General features: G+C 46.0%; 20 protein-coding genes and 1 riboswitch. Of the genes, 17 read left to right on the top strand and 3 right to left on the bottom strand.

The genetic code is table 11. The features are described from left to right. Positions 1-55: 55 nt before the first annotated feature. The gene (locus HPY28_RS00955; protein WP_174229904.1) at positions 56-904 is read left to right on the top strand and encodes a M15 family metallopeptidase; all 849 of its coding nucleotides are present in this window, start codon (positions 56-58) and stop codon (positions 902-904) included. A gap of 127 nt (positions 905-1,031) precedes the next feature. Here the strand turns inward: HPY28_RS00955 and HPY28_RS00950 are convergent, their stop codons facing one another. Further along, entirely contained in the window at positions 1,032-1,706 is a 675-nt protein-coding gene (locus HPY28_RS00950; RefSeq protein WP_017248491.1) for a C40 family peptidase, read from the bottom strand. A 147-nt stretch (positions 1,707-1,853) separates the two neighbouring features. Between HPY28_RS00950 and HPY28_RS00945 the strand changes: the two genes are divergently transcribed. The 4 genes from HPY28_RS00945 (at position 1,854) to HPY28_RS00930 (ending at position 5,088) form a co-directional block, all read left to right on the top strand. Then, positions 1,854-2,540 (top strand): response regulator transcription factor, encoded by a 687-nt coding sequence (locus tag HPY28_RS00945; protein ID WP_064199512.1) that lies wholly within the window; start codon positions 1,854-1,856, stop codon positions 2,538-2,540. An 11-nt stretch (positions 2,541-2,551) separates the two neighbouring features. Next, the gene (locus tag HPY28_RS00940) at positions 2,552-3,916 is read left to right on the top strand and encodes a sensor histidine kinase (RefSeq protein WP_174229903.1); all 1,365 of its coding nucleotides are present in this window, start codon (positions 2,552-2,554) and stop codon (positions 3,914-3,916) included. A 207-nt stretch (positions 3,917-4,123) separates the two neighbouring features. After that, entirely contained in the window at positions 4,124-4,363 is a 240-nt protein-coding gene (locus HPY28_RS00935) for a glutaredoxin family protein (protein ID WP_017248494.1), read from the top strand. Between the two features lie 110 nt (positions 4,364-4,473). Continuing rightward, positions 4,474-5,088 (top strand): MarR family winged helix-turn-helix transcriptional regulator, encoded by a 615-nt coding sequence (locus tag HPY28_RS00930; protein WP_174229902.1) that lies wholly within the window; start codon positions 4,474-4,476, stop codon positions 5,086-5,088. 88 nt (positions 5,089-5,176) lie between these two features. Here HPY28_RS00930 and HPY28_RS00925 read toward each other — a convergent pair whose 3' ends face one another. After that, positions 5,177-6,073: a LysR family transcriptional regulator gene (locus HPY28_RS00925; protein ID WP_174224561.1), complete on the bottom strand. Its 897-nt coding sequence runs from the start codon at positions 6,071-6,073 to the stop codon at positions 5,177-5,179. A gap of 126 nt (positions 6,074-6,199) precedes the next feature. Between HPY28_RS00925 and HPY28_RS00920 the strand changes: the two genes are divergently transcribed. The 4 genes from HPY28_RS00920 to HPY28_RS00905 all read left to right on the top strand — a co-directional run bounded on the left by HPY28_RS00920 (position 6,200) and on the right by HPY28_RS00905 (position 10,353). After that, on the top strand, positions 6,200-6,886 hold the full coding sequence (locus HPY28_RS00920; RefSeq protein ID WP_174224560.1) for an MOSC domain-containing protein: 687 nt from the start codon (positions 6,200-6,202) through the stop codon (positions 6,884-6,886). Positions 6,887-6,989: 103 nt separating this feature from the next. After that, on the top strand, positions 6,990-7,559 hold the full coding sequence (locus HPY28_RS00915; RefSeq protein WP_174224559.1) for a cupin domain-containing protein: 570 nt from the start codon (positions 6,990-6,992) through the stop codon (positions 7,557-7,559). 233 nt (positions 7,560-7,792) lie between these two features. Continuing rightward, the gene (locus HPY28_RS00910; RefSeq protein ID WP_017248499.1) at positions 7,793-9,613 is read left to right on the top strand and encodes a PAS domain S-box protein; all 1,821 of its coding nucleotides are present in this window, start codon (positions 7,793-7,795) and stop codon (positions 9,611-9,613) included. Between the two features lie 107 nt (positions 9,614-9,720). Continuing rightward, positions 9,721-10,353, top strand: coding sequence for a YczE/YyaS/YitT family protein (locus HPY28_RS00905; protein ID WP_020477522.1), 633 nt, complete (start codon positions 9,721-9,723; stop codon positions 10,351-10,353). A 24-nt stretch (positions 10,354-10,377) separates the two neighbouring features. Here the strand turns inward: HPY28_RS00905 and HPY28_RS00900 are convergent, their stop codons facing one another. Continuing rightward, entirely contained in the window at positions 10,378-11,595 is a 1,218-nt protein-coding gene (locus HPY28_RS00900; protein WP_174229901.1) for an MFS transporter, read from the bottom strand. A gap of 291 nt (positions 11,596-11,886) precedes the next feature. Here HPY28_RS00900 and HPY28_RS00895 point away from each other — a divergent pair, with 291 nt between their 5' ends. The 8 genes from HPY28_RS00895 to HPY28_RS00860 all read left to right on the top strand — a co-directional run bounded on the left by HPY28_RS00895 (position 11,887) and on the right by HPY28_RS00860 (position 20,029). Further along, complete coding sequence (locus HPY28_RS00895) at positions 11,887-12,978, top strand: PAS domain-containing sensor histidine kinase (protein WP_173621824.1); 1,092 nt, start codon at positions 11,887-11,889, stop codon at positions 12,976-12,978. After that, complete coding sequence (locus tag HPY28_RS00890) at positions 12,956-13,600, top strand: response regulator (protein WP_017248503.1); 645 nt, start codon at positions 12,956-12,958, stop codon at positions 13,598-13,600. Before HPY28_RS00895 ends, HPY28_RS00890 begins: the two co-directional genes overlap by 23 nt. 132 nt (positions 13,601-13,732) lie before the next feature. Beyond that, positions 13,733-14,932 carry an FAD/NAD(P)-binding oxidoreductase gene (locus tag HPY28_RS00885; RefSeq protein WP_174230158.1) on the top strand — a complete coding sequence of 400 codons (1,200 nt, stop codon included), beginning with the start codon at positions 13,733-13,735 and terminating at the stop codon, positions 14,930-14,932. 34 nt (positions 14,933-14,966) lie between these two features. Continuing rightward, positions 14,967-15,542 (top strand): DUF1641 domain-containing protein, encoded by a 576-nt coding sequence (locus HPY28_RS00880; protein WP_106834623.1) that lies wholly within the window; start codon positions 14,967-14,969, stop codon positions 15,540-15,542. 26 nt (positions 15,543-15,568) lie between these two features. Further along, positions 15,569-16,987, top strand: coding sequence for an MBL fold metallo-hydrolase (locus tag HPY28_RS00875; protein WP_174229900.1), 1,419 nt, complete (start codon positions 15,569-15,571; stop codon positions 16,985-16,987). Between the two features lie 31 nt (positions 16,988-17,018). After that, a complete protein-coding gene (locus HPY28_RS00870; RefSeq protein ID WP_174229899.1) occupies positions 17,019-17,810 on the top strand; it encodes a sulfite exporter TauE/SafE family protein in 792 nt (263 codons plus the stop codon). 120 nt (positions 17,811-17,930) lie between these two features. After that, a riboswitch (SAM riboswitch) is annotated at positions 17,931-18,035 on the top strand. A gap of 109 nt (positions 18,036-18,144) precedes the next feature. Beyond that, positions 18,145-19,077, top strand: coding sequence for an ABC transporter permease (locus HPY28_RS00865; RefSeq protein ID WP_174229898.1), 933 nt, complete (start codon positions 18,145-18,147; stop codon positions 19,075-19,077). 4 nt (positions 19,078-19,081) lie between these two features. Continuing rightward, positions 19,082-20,029 (top strand): ABC transporter permease, encoded by a 948-nt coding sequence (locus HPY28_RS00860; RefSeq protein WP_174229897.1) that lies wholly within the window; start codon positions 19,082-19,084, stop codon positions 20,027-20,029. Positions 20,030-20,035 lie beyond the last annotated feature (6 nt).

Raw genomic sequence — 20,035 nt, 5'->3', positions numbered from 1 at the left:
TATTATCATCAGATTGAAAAAGAACAACGTGTGTTTGAACATGGAGGAAAAGGAAATGAAAAAGAGAGTTCTCTTACTAGGTATTCTTTTATTGCTACTGGGTTATCCATTCTTGCGACCGATCGTAGAGGACGTATGGCAAACACAGCCGGATGCTACAGCTTTCCCGAAATACAAAGAGATTCGCGTTGAACAAGACCAGATTTATCAGGGCGATCTGTTACTGGTCAACAAGAACAATCCGATCCATTCAGAGGCGGTGCCATCCGATGTGATCCCTCTGTCTTCGCACAAATATTTAGTGGAGGGCTATCGCTTGCAAGACAATTCCATTGAATTGTCTGAGAACGCAGCGGAGGCGTTCAACGAGATGGTCCATGCAGCAAGCAGTGACAATGTAAAGCATTTTATGATCAAAAGCGGCTATCGAAGCTTGGGAAAACCGGGAAAACTGGCTGAAGAGAAGGGACATGCCCACGATGCATTGCCAGATTGTTTTCACGAACATCATCTGGGTACAGCCTTGGACGTTACATCCACACAAATGAAAATCGACCAATCCCCAGAAGGGAAGTGGCTACAAGAAAACGCATGGAAATACGGGTTCATTCTGCGCTATCCGAAGGAAAAGGTCACAATTACTGGCGTTCCTTACAATCCTATGCATTACCGATTTGTAGGTTTGCCGCACAGCGCCATTATGCAAGAGCGTCAATTATCTTTGGAGGAGTACGTGAATAGCTTGCGGGAGGCCAAGGAAGTGTCAGGGACGATAAATGGTGGTGACTACAAAATTTATTATTATCCAGTGGCGACTAGTATCATGATTCAAGTGCCTACCAATGGGAAGTATGTGCTTTCTGGCGACAATCAGGGTGGTGTCATTGTAACAGAGTTCTTGTAGTTTGCTCATTCTTTTACTCCCACTTCCTTCGTCACGGCGAGGGAATCAAGCGTTAGTTTTAAGAAGATGATGAAAAAAGACTGCTGAAGTGCTCAGCAGCCTTTTTTTGTTGCGCCCCAGAAGATGATTAAATCACACGTCTTCCAAGCTCAAAGCGTTTTTCCCAGGAAGTCCCTTTGAATTTGGTTGTCGTAACTCCCGGCTTACCATACGTATGCAGCAGCTTATTGTCTCCAGCGTAGATAGCAACATGGGTAATGCGAGAAGAAGAGCTACCGTAGCTGCGGAAGAAAACGAGGTCTCCTTTTTGCAGCTGATTCTTCGAGACTTTTTGACCGACTTTGGACTGTTGACGTGAGTCTCGCGGCAGACTTACTCCGACCTCTTTAAACACTCGCTGTGTAAAGGAAGAGCAATCAAATGTACGTGTTGTTTTTTTGCTCGAACCAAATTTATAAGGTACGCCTTTATACTTCAATCCTTCTGAAATGACCTGATCGGCAATGTCGGAAGAGGAAGCAGTGTTACTATCTGACTGTTTATTCTGATTACTAACAGTAGTACTTTCCTCATTGGCTGTCAGGTCGATATTCGTACCATCTTGCACCATTTGATCAAATTGCACATTTTCAGCCTGTTGATTGTTCTGATCGTCAACTGACTGTTGATCCAGATTTTGTGTAGTTGTGGAGGTGAGACTTGTCTCAGAAGCCGCGTAGGCTTGTCCGTTCATGAGAAGAGAAGTCCCCATTAGAATAGCTACGACCGTAGTAGTTGTACCTTTCCAGTTTCGCTTTGTCATGATGTTCCCCCTTCTGAATGGTTGATCTTGTTGTGTGTTTCTCATCCACGCTCTTATCGTACAGAACAAAACTAAGATTCCCGGTAGAATTTCATGAGAGTTTCCTGAGAAAACTGTTGGTAAGATATTCAAACGGAGATGATATACATGCCTACACCAGATGGAAAAGGCTATTTGCTACTCGTGGAAGATGAGCATAACTTAGCAAGATACTTACAGTTGGAGTTGGAGAATGAAGGGTTTTCGACGGATATTGAATACGATGGGCTTTCTGGATTAGAAAAGGCACTAACGATTGAGTACGACCTCATCCTCCTGGATGTCATGCTGCCCGAGTTATCGGGGATAGAATTATGCCGACGAATTCGGGAAACCAAAGATGTCCCTATTATCATGATCACGGCTCGTGGAGAGGTTCCGGATATCGTGACGGGATTAGACAGTGGAGCAAACGACTACCTGGCGAAGCCGTTTGCAATCGAGGAGTTGTTCGCCCGGATTCGGGTCTTATTGCGTCAGCGGGAATCAAAAGCGAACCAGGAGATAGTGGTTGGCCGATTGCGTATCCAGCCCAACGCGCGGCGAGTGTTCCTCGATGAAGAGGAAATCATGTTGACACCGCGCGAATTCGATTTGCTTTATTATCTGGTTCAAAACAAGGAGCAAGCGGTCTCGCGAGAGCAAATTCTCACAGCCGTTTGGGGTTTTGACTTTATGGGGAATACCAACATCGTGGATGTGTATATCCGGTATTTACGGAACAAGATTGAAAGTGATCCATCCGTCAAACTGATTCATACCGTGCGAGGAATTGGATACACACTACGAGATTAAAGGAGAACGCAGTGCTTACACATCGCAGATACTCACTCAAATGGAGACTCACGCTGTTTTTTAGCTCCGGGATGCTGGTCTTGCTTCTCTTTTTGTCTATATTTATTTTTTTCAGCACCTCTAATCTCGTCCATCAACATGAGCAAAAATTGCTCAATCAAAAGGCAACGGCCATTGCAGCCGATTTGAAAACAGAAATCACCGAAGAAGCATCGCTGACCATTACCTATTTGACGCGTTTGTTAACGAATTACGCTGACGTCAATCAATTCATAAACATCAGCGACCAAAACGGCAAGGAAATCGCTTCGATACAGGGAGCCAATTGGACAAAAGAGCCGGAAGACTATTATGAAAGGACCTTGGTCGCAAAAGAACCTGTGCAGCTGCCGTTTACATCGGAGCTTTTGTTTGTGCAAATTTCTACTACGACAGAAGCGCTGGAATGGTATTTTTCCATCTTGCTCACGATTCTTTTCCTCTCTTCCTTTTTTACCTTGCTACTTTCGGGGATTGGAGGCTATTGGTTGAGTAACTGGGGACTTAAGCCTCTCGATCATCTGATCCAGCAAATCCATTCCATTTTCCCTCAACGTCTCTCCCAACGAATTCACCATCATCACGTAGAGACTGAAATCTACGAGCTAATTCATGCCTTTAATCTGTTGTTAGATCGTATGGAAGAAGCAATGGTCTATCAGCAGCGATTCGTCACAGATGCATCTCACGAGTTGCGTACACCGCTCTCCATTATTGAAGGGTATGTAAGTCTTCTGCAAAGATGGGGGCAGCACAAGCCAGAAGTAAGGGACGAAGCACTCGCTGCTGTTCAACAAGAGTGTAAACGACTTTTCAAACTCATTGATGACCTGTTGGCGCTAGCCAAATTGCAGCATACCTCACAAGTAGGCTCAACGAAAATCGTGCAGCCATTGACCCCTCTGTTACTTGAAGTAAAGCAAGCGTGGGTACCCATTTTCCCTCCACAAATTAAGCTGCTTTTTGAATGGGAAGAAGCTCTTGTCCTTTTGATGGATCGGGAGCGGATTCGACAGCTATTGGACATCCTTTTGGACAATGCACGGAAATACACAGATGAAGGTCAAGTGAAGGTACGAGCATATGGGGACGAAGGGGCCGTGCACATTGTGGTAGAGGATACAGGGATCGGTATTCAAGCAAAAGAGATTCCCCACCTTTTTAAGCGATTTTATCGTGTGGACAAATCCCGTACACGAAAAAGGGGAGGTAGCGGGATCGGCCTGGCCATCGCCCAAGCGATTATCGCGGATCACGAGGGAAGCATCACTATTGCTCCTTCCGCGGAAAGAGGCTTGATTGTTCATGTTTTGTTGAAAAAAGCGGGAATGGACTAACGACAGGAATGAATACCGATGGGGCTCTGTTCGTTTGCATTTTCCTAGAAACAGGTCAGATCGGGCGTGCGTGTATTCCAGAGCCTTCGTTTCTTATCGTGATTCCCTATGATAATCATAGGGAATTTGTAATTGTTCCGAAAGAAGGTCGCTCCTATAATCAATTACGTAGCAATGCTACATAAAATCAATAGGAGCTGATTCCAAATGTTGAAAGCCATTTTTTATCATGCAGGTTGCCCAGTATGTGTAGATGCAGAGCAAGTCGTCCTTGATTACCTGGATCAATCAAAGATCGATCTCGAAATTGTTCACCTTGGTACAGAGCGGAATCGCCTTGAAGAAGCAGAGAAGGCTGGTATTCAATCAGTACCTGCTCTCGTGATTGGCGGAAACGTCTACCACATTAACTTTGGGGCAAGCTTGGAAGATGTGAAAAACGGCTAAATGAGAAAAGGAGGTGCTTTTGAGGCGCCTCCTTTTTCCTCTGCTTTTACACGACCATGTTTCCATTTACAATGGATAGAAGAATGGAACATGGAAGGTAAGGTAAGCTCATGATGTTTGATCCCCAACAACGTAAGGAAAATCGCTCAGCCCGTATCATGATGGCGCTATTTCGTATGTCCCAGGCGATAAAAAAGGTGACCCAGGCAGAGAGTGATGAACAGGGATTGTCACCCGTACAAATTCAGGCGTTACTGTTCACTTTGTATACGAGAAGCGACGTGGCTTCCATTGGTAACTTTGCTAAAGCAATCGGAACGACGCATGTGACAGCTGTTAAGATCATCAATGGGCTCGTAACAAAAGGACACATGACGAAAGTACCTAAAAAAGAAGATCGTCGAGTGACCTTGCTTCAACTGACTGCAAAAGGGGAAGAAGCTGCATCAAGCCTTGAAAAATGGGGGTATACACTGGAGGAAGCCCTTCATTCTATTCCAGATGAGATACTGGAAGATTTCGAGAACGGGCTCGGCTCCGTGATAACAGCAATGCAAAGACGTGGCCATCTCGTTGTAGCAGAGCCCTGTCTAGGGTGCATTCATTTTCGGCCGAATACAGGCGATTCCACTACACCCCATTATTGCGCGTTCATGGAAAAGCATCTCTCGCACGAAGCATCCTTGAAAGAATGCCCCGAGCATATTTCCGCTGGGAACAACTAAATAATGATAGGCAATACCTATTGAAATGATAACAACTATGCTATTGAACAATGATTTGGCCCGTCATAAACTGATCTTGACCTCCGCATCAGCGAACATCATCACGCTTTACTGTGGCAATCAAGTGCTCCATAAAAACGCGGCTTGCTGCACACAAATACTTGTTTTTCCGGTAAACGATACCGATTTGTGCCGTGATAGTGGGCTGTTGGATCGGAATTGTGCGAATCCGTTTATCATCGAGATAGTCGAGGTAGCCTTTCGAAAGTACTGTGACACCGACACCTTGCCCGACCATATTCGTAATCGATTCCATTGTGGTCATCTCTAAAACAGGCTGTGGCGAGAAGCCCAGCTCCTGGCACTTTTCATCAATCAACTGACGCAAAAAGTACGTGTTGGGCAATAAAATGGAGGAGGTTTCTTTTAATAGCGCAAGCGAAACAAATGGTTCCTTCGCGATTGGATGATCCACTGGTACTGCTAGGGCCAGATTTTCTGTAAAGAGTGGAATGGTTTCCAGATCGTCATGTTCCATCGGCAAAAAAACAATGCCGAGATCGAGTTCGTTTTTCAAAAGTCCTTCATAAATATCACCTGTTCTTAACCCGAAAATAGACAATTCAACCTTCGGATAACGCTGGTGAAACTCGATAACAGTAGGCGGGAGTAAGTAATTGACAACTGTCAGCAGTACGCCAATTTTTAAAGCGCCTCTGCTTAAGCCTTGCAGTTCACTAATGGCTGCACGTGCCTGTGACAACTCATGAAACACGTTATAGCTATGGTGAAGCAATGTTTTGCCTGCTTCCGTCATAACCGTTCGTTTGCCTACACGATCAAATAAGGGCATGCCGATTTCATGCTCAAGCAAACGGATTTGCTGACTGAGTGAAGGCTGCGCAATGCCCAATTTCTCGGCTGCGCGAGTAAAGTTCAACTCCTGGCACAGTGCCATAAAGTATTCTAATTGCTTGAGCTCCAACGACCATCCCTCCAGCGATTTATGACCTAATAATAGGATTTTCCTATCATTATAGAACAAATCATTATCAATTTATATGGATGTAGTGCACAATGCATATTCCATGAAAGAATGAGGTGATCTCTTGTGAATATCGAAATCCTTTCCATAAATGTAGGGAAACCCAAACAGGTACAGTATCAAAACAAAGAGGTTTCTACCGGCATTTACAAAGCCCCGACCACAAAAGCTCTTTATTTATCCTTTTTGAACTTGGAGGGAGATGGGCAGGCAGATCTTGTCCACCATGGAGGGAAGGAAAAGGCTGTATGCGTCTATCCGTATGAGCACTACCCATTTTGGGAGGCTGAATTACAAAGAGAGTTGGCAATCGGTGCATTCGGAGAAAATCTGACGATCCGTGGGTTAGTAGAAACGGATGTTTGTATCGGTGATACCTTTCAGCTAGGGGAAGCGGTCGTACAAGTTAGTCAACCGAGGCAACCCTGTTACAAATTGTCTGTACGATACGGCGTACCTGACATGCTGCTAAAGGTACAAGAGACAGGCTATACCGGCTTCTATTTTCGCGTGTTGAAAGAAGGGCTGGTATCTCATTCAGATGTTTTGACAAGGCTCTCTCGCCATCCAAAGGCAATAACGGTGTCGTACGCAAACCGAATCATGCATCAAGAGAAAGACAATATCGCTGGCATGAAAAAGCTGTTGGAAGTAGAGGAACTGTCCACAAATTGGCGAGCGACCTTTACCAAACGATTATCTGGCGTGGAAATTGATACCCGTGAAAGGCTGACCGGCAACCAATCGCAATAGACGAAGTAAGAACCATCTGAAATTGCTCTTCAGGATAGTTACCTATCATCAGGTAGCCACATAGGCTAAAGGGTAAATCCTATACACTGAAGAGGGGATGGAGATGTACAACAACTCTTACTATTACTATCAATGGCACTATCCCATGCTTGCCAGCTGGAATAACAACCATTTTCACTATGGATGGAGTCCTCATTATTACAATGGGAACCATGCAAATTGGAATAGAAGCCGAAATCCTTATCAGCGTACCATCGAATTAAGAGATTATGGACCAAAGCCGTTTGTCGTGAATATTGAGCAAGCCACAAAGCAAAACAACGCATTCCGTACGGCATTATGGACAGGGAAGCACTTGCAGGTGACGCTGATGAGTATAAATGTTGGAGACGACATTGGTTTAGAAAATCATCCGAATACGGATCAATTCATCCGAGTGGAAGAAGGTCAGGGACTTGTTCGGATGGGGGATCGCAAAGATCATTTAGATTTTGAACAAAGAGTCAACGATAACGATGCCATTATGATCCCTGCGGGTACATGGCACAATGTTATCAATACGGGTAATACGCCGCTTAAAGTATATTCCATCTACGCACCACCTCATCATCCATTTGGCACCGTTCATGAGACGAAAGCCAGTGCCATGGCTTCTGAGCAAAGCCCTGAATAAGAATCGAGTCGATAGGAAATGGTACCAGACATCACAGAAACCACCTCTAGGATTGGTCAGGTGGTTTTTCTGTTTGATACCTAAGAAAGGTTAACCGGGTATCATGATCGATGCCGTTCCTTTTTAAGGGGCGGTATTTTTTTTAGTGGCATAGATATTTTCTCAAGGATATTTTCAACAAGCATAGAATATTATCATTATTCACAATCTTCGTTTAAGGAAGGTATAAACATATGGATAAAGAAACTCAGCGAATCGACCTTAGACAAGAACAGTTCAATATGAAAGAGCTGCTTCAGTCACTTGTTGAAACGACTACGGACGCGATTTCAATTAGGGATATGCAGGGTAGTATACTTTTTGTGAATAGTGCTTTTGAAAAAATCTATGGTTGGACATATCAAGACCTCTTGAATGACCCGTACTGTCTTGTACCTGAAGATCTCATTAACGAAACAAAGGAAATTTTCCACGAGGTTAAATATGAAGGAAAAAATATTACGGGCTATGAGACCGTGCGTCAACGAAAAAATGGCCAGATCGTGCAGGTTGGTCTAACAGCTTCCCCTATAAGAGATCGAGAAGGAACGATCGTAGGCACTTCCGTCATCGCAAGGGATATTACGGACCGCAAAATGGCGGAAGAGGCTCTCGTGACAAGCGAGGCAAAGTACCGTATCCTCGTAGAAAATACAAGCGATGTGATTTGTCAACATGATGTACACATGAATAATCTTTTTGTATCTCCTTCTATCGAGCACCATTTGGGATACACACCGGATGAATTTCTGCAAACGAATAGTTTTGATCTCATTCACCCCGATGATGTGAAAATCGTGCAAGACCTGCGTTACTTACTCTCCTCGAATCCCCAAAATGTACAAATGGAGATCAGAATACGCCATAAAAATGGATCGTGGGTGTACTGGGAGTCGCGTTGTGTTCCGATCATGTCTGAGAACAAAGAGGACGATAGCTTTTTATTCGTTTCACGCAATATCACGGAGCGAAAACAGTCTGAAGAAGCTTTGCGCAAGAGCGAGGAACAGTATCGATTCATTGCCGAGCACACAGCAGACTTCATCTCCGTGATTGATAAGAATGGTCACGTATTGTATAGTTCACCTTCACATCTGAAGAAATTAGGGACGAGCCAAATTATCATTGGAAACATACATCCAGAAGATGCATCACTCGTTTGTGAGCGATTTTCCACTATGCTTCAATTCCATATACCTATTACATGTGAGTATCGATACAAACTGGAAAACGAGAAATGGATCTACCTCGAATCAAAAGGAATGCCTTTTTTCAGTTCGGATAGTGAAAGACAATATTTCATCAACGTTACACGTGATATTACGGAGAGGAAGCAAAATGAAGAACTTCTCAGGAGAACAGAAAAGCTGTCCGTAATTGGTGAATTGGCTGCAAGTATCGCGCACGAAATAAGAAATCCGCTTACGTCATTAAAAGGCTTTATTCAGTACTTGCGTCCAACACTATCAGATGGCGTCATTTATACAGACATTATGTTGGCCGAGCTAGATCGCATCAACTTTATCGTGAGTGAGCTGCTTGTATTGGCTAAACCGCAAACTCTGAATGTGAAACGGATTCTTTTACATCCTCTCATTGAAAGTGTGGTAAAGTTTCTCGAATCAGAAGCGAATCTAACCAACATTACGATCAACACCATATTCAGCCATATTCCGATAGCGATTAATGGAGAAGAAAATCTAGTAAAACAAGTCTTTATCAATATTTTGAAGAATTCTCTGGATGCGATCACGGCGAATGGCGAAATCAGCATAGAAACCACATGCCTACATGAAACCCACGTGCTGATTCGCTTTACTGACAATGGATGTGGCATTTCCCAAGAATTGCTACCTAGACTCGGTGAACCTTTTTATACTACGAAAGAGAAAGGAACAGGCTTAGGTTTACTTGTCAGCAATAAAATAATGAAAGATCATAAAGGCACCATCACCATCTCAAGTGAGATCAACAAGGGTACCATCGTGGAAATCATGTTGCCCATTTCGAAATAGGAAGGTGATCCTAGTGAATAATTTAATCGTTGCCAATAAGGTAACATTCACCAAATCCCCACCTACGTGTGCTGAAAAATCCAGAATTTTTAGAGGGGGAGAAAATGATGTGGAGGAAGTTACTACTTCATCCGCTTGCCGTTCGATACAGTGTGTTTATGATCGGACTGGCGGTCATGGCGTTTGGTATTGGCATGATGATTGAGGCTCATTTAGGTGTTGCACCGTGGGATACACTGCATATCGGATTACAGAAGACATTTGGACTGACCATCGGCATATGGTCGCAAATCGTGGGAGCCATGATCATTCTCGCTTCCTACATCATTGGCAAGATCCGGCCTAACGTGGGTATGTTTTTAAACATGTTTTTCTTCGGGCTGTTTATTGACTTATTTATGTGGCTGAACTGGATTCCTACAGGAGAGACCGTTATAGAACGAGCCATTTTGTTTGCTGTTGGTCTGCTCATCTATACGATCGGCACGGGCATGTATATTTCACCGCGATTGGGAGCCGGTCCACGTGACAGTTTTATGTTAGCTCTACATGAGCGAATGGGATGGGGTGTCGGTAAAGTCAGGATCGGTATAGAGTGCACGGTCATGGTGTTGGGCTTGTTGCTTGGTGGGCCCGTTTCGGTGGGAACCTTTGTGACGGCCCTTGCGATCGGACCACTGATCAAGCAGTTTATTCCGATGTGGGAGCGAATCCTGGCAAAACCGTACGGAACGGCTTAGACCAGAGAAAAAGAAAAAGGGTGCTCAAATGGAGTACCCTTTTTCACTTTGTTGCAGCTTGCGTTCAGCTATATAAGAAGCGATTCCTAAAATCAGACCCAGTGATACGAGCATAGCACCGACCCACGGGAGGGCGGTTATATCCAGATGAGTAATAACCCATCCGCCAATGAAAGCACCAGCTGCATTTCCTAGATTTCCGGCAGAATGACTGGAGGTAGAAGCAAGCGCCGGTGCATTCTGAGCGAGGTTCATCACACGTACTTGCAGCCCTGGAAATACAGCGAAAGAAGCAGCTCCCCATAGAAAAATGGTCAATACGGCAGCAATTGGACTATATACGGTAAACGTAAACAGCGTGAGAATGATGCATATCGTAAAGTAAAGACCGAGTATGGAAGGCATCAGCTTCCAATCCGCAAGCTTTCCGCCCACGATATTTCCGATGGTCACTCCAAAGCCGAAGAGGACAAGAATCCACGTTACATGATACTCAGCAAAACCGGTGATTTGCGTCAGCAGTGGCGTAATATACGTAAACACGGTGAATAGACCTGCGTTGCCTAGTGCTCCAATAAGGAGGTACAGAAGGAGCTTGGGCTTGAGAAGAGCGGTAATTTGCCCAGTGATACTCCCGGTGTTTTCTTGTCGCATTTTTGGGACGAAAACGAGTATTCCGATCAGTGCTATGACTCCCATGATCGCAATAGAGCCAAATGAAGCTCGCCACCCCATATGTTGACCGATAAAAGTCCCCAGAGGCACACCAATAATATTGGCGATCGTCAGACCTGCCATCATAATGGAAACGGCTGCGGCACGTTTGTCAGGACTTACAAGACTGGAGGCTACAACAGCCCCAACTCCAAAGAATGTCCCGTGTGTCAAAGCGGTGATCAGGCGTGCTCCCATCAATATGGCGTAGTTGGGAGCAAAAACAGAGATTCCGTTCCCGAGAATAAACAGAACCATGAGTAGACAGAGTAACTTCTTTTGGGGAATTCGGTGAGTGAGGACTGTCAGTATCGGTGCACCGATGGCTACCCCTAGCGCATACATGGTAATGAGTTGACCCGCAGATGAGATACTAACATCCAAATCCGCTGCAACATTCGGCAGCAGACCCATAATGACAAATTCCGTCATCCCAATGGCAAATGAGCCTACGGTAAGAGAGAGCAAAGAGATAGAAGACTTTTCCTTGTTGACCTGTTTCTTGGTAGTAGTGTGAGATAACGCCATGAAGTCAATACAACCTTTCTGCATTATGAAATCCCGTTTGTGGTGCGGGTAAAGATTACCTGTTCCATATAGTTAAGTCAAGGTATTCTTTTTACGCATATATTTAAAAAGCGGCAATTCCTGCAAGAAGGAATTACCGCTTTATTCGTTATCAGGAGAACCTTTGATTATCCATCCGGCATTCGCATTATGTCAGAAACCCAATAAGATAGGGGAAGGTACCTATTTGAAACACTCCCTCTGTCTCTTACGATTGGATAAAAACAAAACTTGTAGCTTGGAGGACCAATAATGGATCAAAGTCCGACTTATTCTGAACGCTCTGGCGATGAAGGGAAGGCGATGGATAACGGTTATCTGAAGCAAATCTTCGACCACTTGCAGGACGGGATAATTCTCATGGATCAGGAACGAAAAATTATGGTGATGAATCCATCCGCAGAGAAAATGACCGGTTGGAAACGAGGAGAAAAGGTGCCATTCTGCTCCTACTGCCAAAACAGAGAGCTGGAACCGGGAGAAGAACGATGTTATTTGCTCGCCAAACGGGAGGTTCCCTATTTTCTTTCTGCGATGCCCACGTATGAAGGGCGGTACGTCGACATGGAAATGAGCACGGCGGTCATCTATGAAAATGGTGAACATAACATGCAGGATGTCCTTTTAGTCTTGAAAGATATGACGGTCAAGAAAAAAGAAGAGGAGGTCAGAATCTCCAAGCAGGTGCTGCAAAAAACGCTAGAAGCCCAGGAAAACGAACATAAGCGTTTGGCCCAGGAGCTGCACGACGGCGTAGGACAATCCTTGTATTCCGTTTCGGTAGGCATTCAGGCGATTCAAGCGCGCCTCAACAAGGAAGGGCATTTCCGGGAATTCATGCAAGAGATCGTGAATGAGCTGGAAAAAGCGATACAAGACGTCAAGCTCTATTCTCTACAGCTGCGTCCGCATAGTCTCGATCAATTGGGGCTGATTCCTACAGTACGGCATCTTGTTTCTAGCTTGAACAAAACACATCAGGATGTTTCCATTACCTTTTCCTACAGCAAGGTTAGCGATCATTTTCAGCCAATCTTGGAAATCAATTTGTACCGTGTGATCCAAGAAGCCTTACATAATGCACTGAAATACGCGAAGGCGACACTCATTGAAGTCATCTTGTACAAGGAAGACGACCAACTGACTTTACTAATTCAGGACAACGGAATCGGATTTGTTCGCGATCAGGTGCAGGTTGGTCTGGGTCTGAAACATATGGAAGAACGAGTGGATCACATGGAGGGGACTCTTCAGATTCACTCCGTGCTCCACGAAGGTACATCGATCAAGGTAACGGTAGTGGGTAAGGAGGGAGAGCAGAGTGATACGAGTGCTTTTGGTTGATGATCACACGATGATTCGGAAGGGATTGCGTGTGCTTCTCGAAAGTTACTCTCAAATTAAAATTGTCGGAGAGAGTCATACAGGGAACGATGCCATCCTTAAAGCCAATCAGCTGGAACCCGATGTGGTGCTGATGGATTTGTCATTGCCGAATGGGCTGGATGGGTTTTCAGCAAGTAATGAGATTCGCAAGTCGAATCCTTTCGTGAAAATCGTCATATTGACCATGCATGACGAGGAGATTTTTGTCCAGAAGGCTATTACCGTCGGAGCCCATGGGTACATTTTAAAAAACAGCCATGGTGAGCTGCTGTTTCAAGCCATTGTGGAGGTCTACAAAGGAAAGCGCTTTTACAAGACTTCCGTATCGCAAGAGATCATCCATCTATGGCTGAAATCGGATGCTAAGACGATGCCTTCTGTTTTAACGCTACGTGAAAAGGAGCTTGTCAGACTCATTGTGCTTGGCTATACCAATAAGGAAATGGCAGACAAGCTGTTAATCAGTGTCAAAACCGTGGAGAACCACAAAACGAATATCATGCAGAAACTAGGACTGGATTCCAAGCATCAATTGATCCAATACGCCATAAAAAATAGATATCTCGATCTGGCATTTTGATCGCATAGATCAAAAAGTAGGGGACTTCCCCTATATGGAAAAAATGACAGAGGAATAAACTGAATAGAGAGACTACACCTCATGAACCATCATCGTACGATTGAAAACGATATCGTCGTCGAAGGAGGAACTATGGCAAAACAAGTTCATTATGCGGTTGTCATCGTGGGAGCAGGCTCAGCTGGTATCTCTGTTGCTGCTCGTATTGTCCGGGCTTCCAAAAAGCTCAAGGGACAAGTCGCCATCATCGACCCCGCGTCCAAGCATTATTATCAGCCATTGTGGACATTAGTCGGAGGGGGTGCTGCGAAAAAGGAGGAATCCGAGCGTGAACTTTCCTCTCTGATTCCCGCAGGCGTCGACTGGATTTGCGATGCGGTCACCATGTTTCAACCGGAACAACACACACTTCATACGAAACAAGGAACCATCCTCTCCTATGACTATCTCGTTGTAGCTGCTGGTCTGCAAATAGAGTGGGAGGGGGTAAAGGGCCTGAAAGATTCCGTAGGCAAGAATGGTGTTTGCAGCAACTACGCTTACCAAACAGTAGAAAGTACATGGGAAGCTATCCGGAGTTTTAAAGGCGGCACTGCCATTTTTACGCACCCGAACTCACCCGTAAAGTGCGGCGGAGCCCCTCAGAAAATCATGTATCTGGCCGATGATTACTTTCGCAAGTTACATGTTCGCAACCAGTCAGAGATCATTTTTGCATCGGCGAAGGGAAGCATTTTTGACGTTCCCACGTATGCAAATACCCTCAATGACGTCATTCGTCGCAAGAACATCGAAACCAGATACAAGCATAACCTAATGGAAGTGCGGGCGGATACCAAAGAAGCCGTATTCGAGAATCTGGACACCAAAGAGCAGCACGTATGGAAGTATGACATGCTTCATGTGACCCCTCCCATGAAAGCACCTGATTTCATTGCAAACAGCGCATTGGCAGACGCAGGAGGCTGGGTCGATGTCGATCCATTTACGCTTGCGCACAAAAGATTCCCTACTATTTTCGGCATAGGCGATTGCGCGAATCTTCCCACGTCTAAAACCGGAGCTGCTATTCGCAAACAGGCGCCAGTCGTCGAGAAAAACCTGCTCGCACTGATCAATGGTAATCCATTGACTGCCAAGTACGACGGTTATACATCCTGCCCACTCGTAACGGGGTACAACAAACTGGTGCTGGCTGAGTTTGATTACAACCTCATGCCGTGTGAAACCTTTCCTTTTGACCAATCTGAAGAGAGATTCAGTATGTACCTGATGAAAAGAGAGCTGCTTCCCATCCTGTATTGGAATGGCATGCTAAAAGGCTTGATGTAAGACAGTCTTTGAAAGAGAGGGGGAGAGCTACATTTTGAATGACAGGAAGGAACAGAGAAGCTCTGACATGTTTTTAGAGGATTTATCTGATCCAGAAGTTCAGGAAGCGATCACTATATTGATCCGAAAGCTCCCGAAGATAAAAGATACGATCCTGGCAGCCGAAGAGGGACTTGAAGTAGCCACATCGATCTTGCGCGATCAGGAATCACTACGGTATTTGTTCGAGCGAGTAGATGGTCAACTGTCCCGTTTCTTTGTTGAAAAAGAATCGATAGACGCCCTGTTTACTTTGCTTGATAAGATGCCAAAGCTCGTTAAGTATGTCAGCGTTCTCGAACAAGCTGCTGATTTTTTGGAAAGTCTCGGAAAGGATAAGCAATCGCAGCAATATTTGCTCAACGGTATGAAAACGTACATGGCTCCTGTGTCCGCGAAAGTGGAGCATGGAATGGCTGTCTTCCAAGAAGCAAAAGGAAGAGCCGAACATAATAGCGAACCCGTTTCCGTGTTCACGCTTTACAAGCTCATGAAGGATCCCACCGTCCAAAAGACACTTCGCTTTACCCAATCGCTGCTCGAAGTACTCGCGGAAAAATCAAACAAATAATAGAGGTGTAAAAGGAGGAATGCACGATGTTGTTACGTTACTTTTATGATGAAAAACTGGCGCATGCATCTTATCTGATCGGCTGCCAAAAAACTGGAGAGGCGATTGTGATCGATCCCGCCCGCAATCTGGCTCCTTATTTTCAAGTCGCAAAAGCAGAGGGGGTTTCCATTGTAGCCGCCACGGAAACCCACATTCACGCTGATTTTGTTTCTGGTGCTAGGGAACTGGGCGCAGCTTATCAGGCGAAGCTGTTTTTATCCAATGAGGGTGATGAAGATTGGAAGTATCAATACTTGGATGGTTTGAACCATCAGCTTGTACAAGATGGAGATCGCTTTTTTATCGGGAACTTGCTATTTGAAGTCATGCATACCCCTGGTCATACACCTGAAAGTATCTCCTTCCTTTTGACAGACCTCGGAGGGAATGCAGATCGCCCAATCGGAATCTTCACGGGAGATTTCGTCTTTGTCGGCGATATCGGAAGACCGGACTTGCTCGAAAAAGCGGCGGGAATGGAGGGTACGTCCGAGTCAGGTGCAAGAGCCATGTTCCAGTCCCTCCAAAAATTCAAGCAACTGCCGGATTATATGCAGGTATGGCCAGCTCATGGCGCAGGAAGTGCTTGCGGCAAAGCACTGGGGGCCGTGCCGTCTTCTACCGTTGGTTATGAAAAGCTGTTCAACTGGGCGCTATCACACGCCAGTGAAGAGGAATTCGTCAAGGTACTCCTGGATGGACAACCAGAGCCACCAACGTATTTTGCAGTGATGAAACGCGTGAATAAGGAAGGCCCTGCCTTGCTTAAGGAACTCCCTGTTGTTCAAGAGTTCAACTCGTTTGAACAGGTAAAGGAATCGCTGGAAAACGGACAGATTATTGATACGCGTCCTTTCCAGAAATTTGCGAAGGGGCATCTGGCGGGAACACTTCACATTCCTTTTAACAAGTCATTTGCCAACTGGGCGGGCTGGATTGTCGATTACGATCGCCCGGTTCACTTCATGGCCACCCCAGATGATCTGGACGGGATTTTGCAGGCCTTGCATGCCGTAGGGATTGATTATGTCACAGGCTTTATCGACAGTGGCAAGTTAATGGAAAGGGAAGTGTCTTCGCTCGAGACAATCGAAGAGGTAACACCGTTGGAGATTGCAGAACGGGTGGAAAAGGGAGAAGTACACGTAGTAGATGTACGGAATCTGGCTGAGTGGAAGGAAGGACACATTCCGGATGCACAGCACATCATGCTCGGTACGCTCGCCAAGCGGCTGGATGAGATTCCTCTCGATAAGCCGCTTCTCGTACAGTGCCGTTCCGGTGCCCGATCCGCTATTGCCGCAAGCATTCTAAAAGCAAACGGATTCAAGGATGTCATGAATTTGAGCGGCGGAATCTTGAAATGGCAAATAGACGGCTTGGCAATCGTAGAACGAGGATAAAACGAAGCGAGGTATTGCAAAGGGTGAGCGTATGACTATCGACCTTGTGATCACACTGTTTGTTATCGGTTTCGCGGGATCATTTATCTCTGGTGTCGTCGGAATCGGGGGCTCCATCATCAAGTATCCGATGCTTCTGTACATTCCGCCCGCCCTTGGATTCGTTGCTTACACAGCTCACGAAGTATCCGGAATAAGTGCAGTCCAAGTATTTTTTGCCACCCTAGCTGCTGTTTGGACTCTGCGCAAAGATAAGCTTATTCATTACCAGCTCGTTGCGTATATGGGAAGTGCCATTATTGTTGGGAGCTTGCTTGGAGGGTATGGAGGAAAATTTCTTTCGGCAGATGCTATCAATATCGTTTACGCCATCTTGGCCACCATTGCTGTAATCTTGATGTTTCTGCCAAAAAAGCGGATGGACGGACGTGAACAGACCGAGGTTATCTTTCATAAACCAACAGCCGTATTATCCGCTTTGATTGTCGGAGGCGCCTCCGGAATTGTCGGGGCAGCTGGCGCTTTTATTTTGGTTCCCATCATGCTGACCATCCTCAAGATTCCGACAAGAGTTACGATTGCTTCATCTCTTGCCATCACTTTTTTTTCTTCCATCGGTTCGACGATAGGGAAATGGATGGCAGGGGACATATTGCTGTGGCCATCCGTGATCATGGTAATCGCCAGCATCATGGCAGCGCCACTCGGTACGAAGGTCAGCAAACGTTTGGGCACCCGGATTCTCCAGACCATTCTTGCCTTGTTGATCCTAGCTACCACAATTAAGATTTGGGCTGACATCCTTATATCCACACGTGTGTGAAGATTTACTTTTTCCATAAATTATAAAGAAAAATCAATTGTCATTGAACAGCATTGACATATCCGAGTAAAATGATAAGATAAAAAAGAATTTTACGATGAAATTAAATTTCATAGAACATTCTTATCGAGAGTGGTGGAGGGGCTGGCCCGATGAAACCCGGCAACCTTGGTCTGATTGACCTTACGGTGCTAATTCCTGCGGAGTTATTCTGCGAGATGAGAAGGTGGGAACCGTGTAATCGCCCCTCTTCTTTTCGGAGAGGGGTTTTCTATATTTATAATTCTTAGTATTCATATCTTTTTACTATGTGTTATGTGAAGGAGGAAACAACGTGCTTCATTATGCGGTCAAGCGTGGCTTTCTCATGATCGTTACGCTGTGGATCATTGTCACGGTAACGTTTGTGACCATGCACCTGATTCCGGGTGACCCGTTCGCGTCTGACGCCAAAATGCTTCCAGAAGAAGTGGTAAAGAACATGCGGGCGGAGTACAACCTGGATCAGCCAATCACGGTACAGTACCTGCTCTATCTGAAAGGATTGCTGCAATTTGACTTGGGGCCCTCTATCCAGTCCAAGACGAGGGATGTGAACACGCTGATTGCAGAAGGATTTCCCGCATCGGCTATTCTGGGACTCCAGTCGTTTATTGTCGCGCTAGCAGGTGGAATCACACTGGGAATCGTAGCGGCACTCTATCACAATCGAACGCTGGATTTCTTGTCTATGTTTGCAGCCATCATCGGGATCTCCGTCCCCAGTTTTATTCTGGCGCCACTGTTGATCAAGTACTTGGCGGTCAAATGGGAGCTGTTTCCCGTTGCTGCGTGGGGGAGCTGGGAACACTCGATTCTTCCAACGCTTGCGCTCGCTATCGGTCCGCTCGCCATTATCGCTCGTTTCGTACGAGCCAGCATGCTTGAGGTTTGGCAACAGGAATACATAAGCACAGCGGAGGCGAAAGGGCTTGGCACCTTTTCTATTGTCGTTAGACACGGGATGCGCAATGCCATATTGCCGGTTCTTACCTTTATCGGTCCGCTGTTTGCCAACCTGATGACCGGAACCTTTGTGGTGGAAAAGATTTTTGCCATTCCCGGGCTCGGCAAATACTTCGTGGAAAGTATTTTTAACCGCGATTACCCTGTTATTTTGGGCACCACAGTATTTTACAGCTTTGTCCTCATTTTTACGTTGTACATCATCGACCTGCTGTATCGGGTGATTGACCCGCGCATCAGATTGACGAGTGGAGGGAAGTAGCGTTATGGCCAATCAGGCAACACAACTGGATTCGCTGTTTCGACCAGTAGACCGAACCCGGCTATCCGAGGAAATTCGGGAACGTCCCAGTCTTGGGTATTGGCAGGAGGTATTGCAGCGAGTATTCCGCAACAAGCTGGCAATGCTCGGGTTCTTCCTTCTCTTGGCAGTGGTGACCCTCTCCATCATCGGGCCGATGATCGTTCCCCACAGCCCGCATGAACAGTCATTGACGAAGGGAAATCTGCCACTGTCGGGCGAGCACTGGTTTGGATCGGATGACTTGGGTCGGGACATGTGGGCACGTACCTGGGTAGGCGGTCAAATCTCTTTATTTATTGGTGTGGCGGCAGCTGCCATCGACCTAGTGATCGGCGTTTGCATCGGCGGGATATCCGGTTATATGGCAGGGAGGAACAAGCTGGGCGACCGTGTGGACAACATCCTGATGCGATTGGCTGAAATTCTGTACAGCATTCCGTATCTCCTGGTGGTAATCCTGCTGATGGTGGTTCTGGAGCCTGGACTCGCAACGATCATTATTGCCCTTTCACTAACCGGCTGGGTCGGCATGGCCCGTCTGGTCAGAGGGCAGATCATGCAGATCAAGCGTCAGGAGTTTGTGCTGGCTGCAGAAAAGCTGGGTACCTCTCATGCCAAAATCATCATGAAACATCTGTTGCCGAATACGATCGGCGTCATCATCGTGAACTTGACCTTTACGATACCACATGCGATTTTCGCAGAATCGTTTCTCAGCTTTCTTGGGCTGGGAGTTCAGGCACCAACCGCCAGCTGGGGAACCATGGCCAACGACGCGCTGGCAGTTATGCTGAGCGGACAGTGGTGGCGGCTGTTTTTTCCGGGATTCATGATTTCCCTTACCATGTTCGCGTGCAACGCGCTCGGGGACGGTTTGCAGGACGCACTGGACCCGCGGATCAGGAAATGAGGAGGA

It is taken from the genome of Brevibacillus sp. HB1.2 (assembly GCF_013332495.1).
Lineage (GTDB): Bacteria > Bacillota > Bacilli > Brevibacillales > Brevibacillaceae > Brevibacillus > Brevibacillus porteri.
This window is presented reverse-complemented; position numbering and strand designations above follow the sequence as displayed.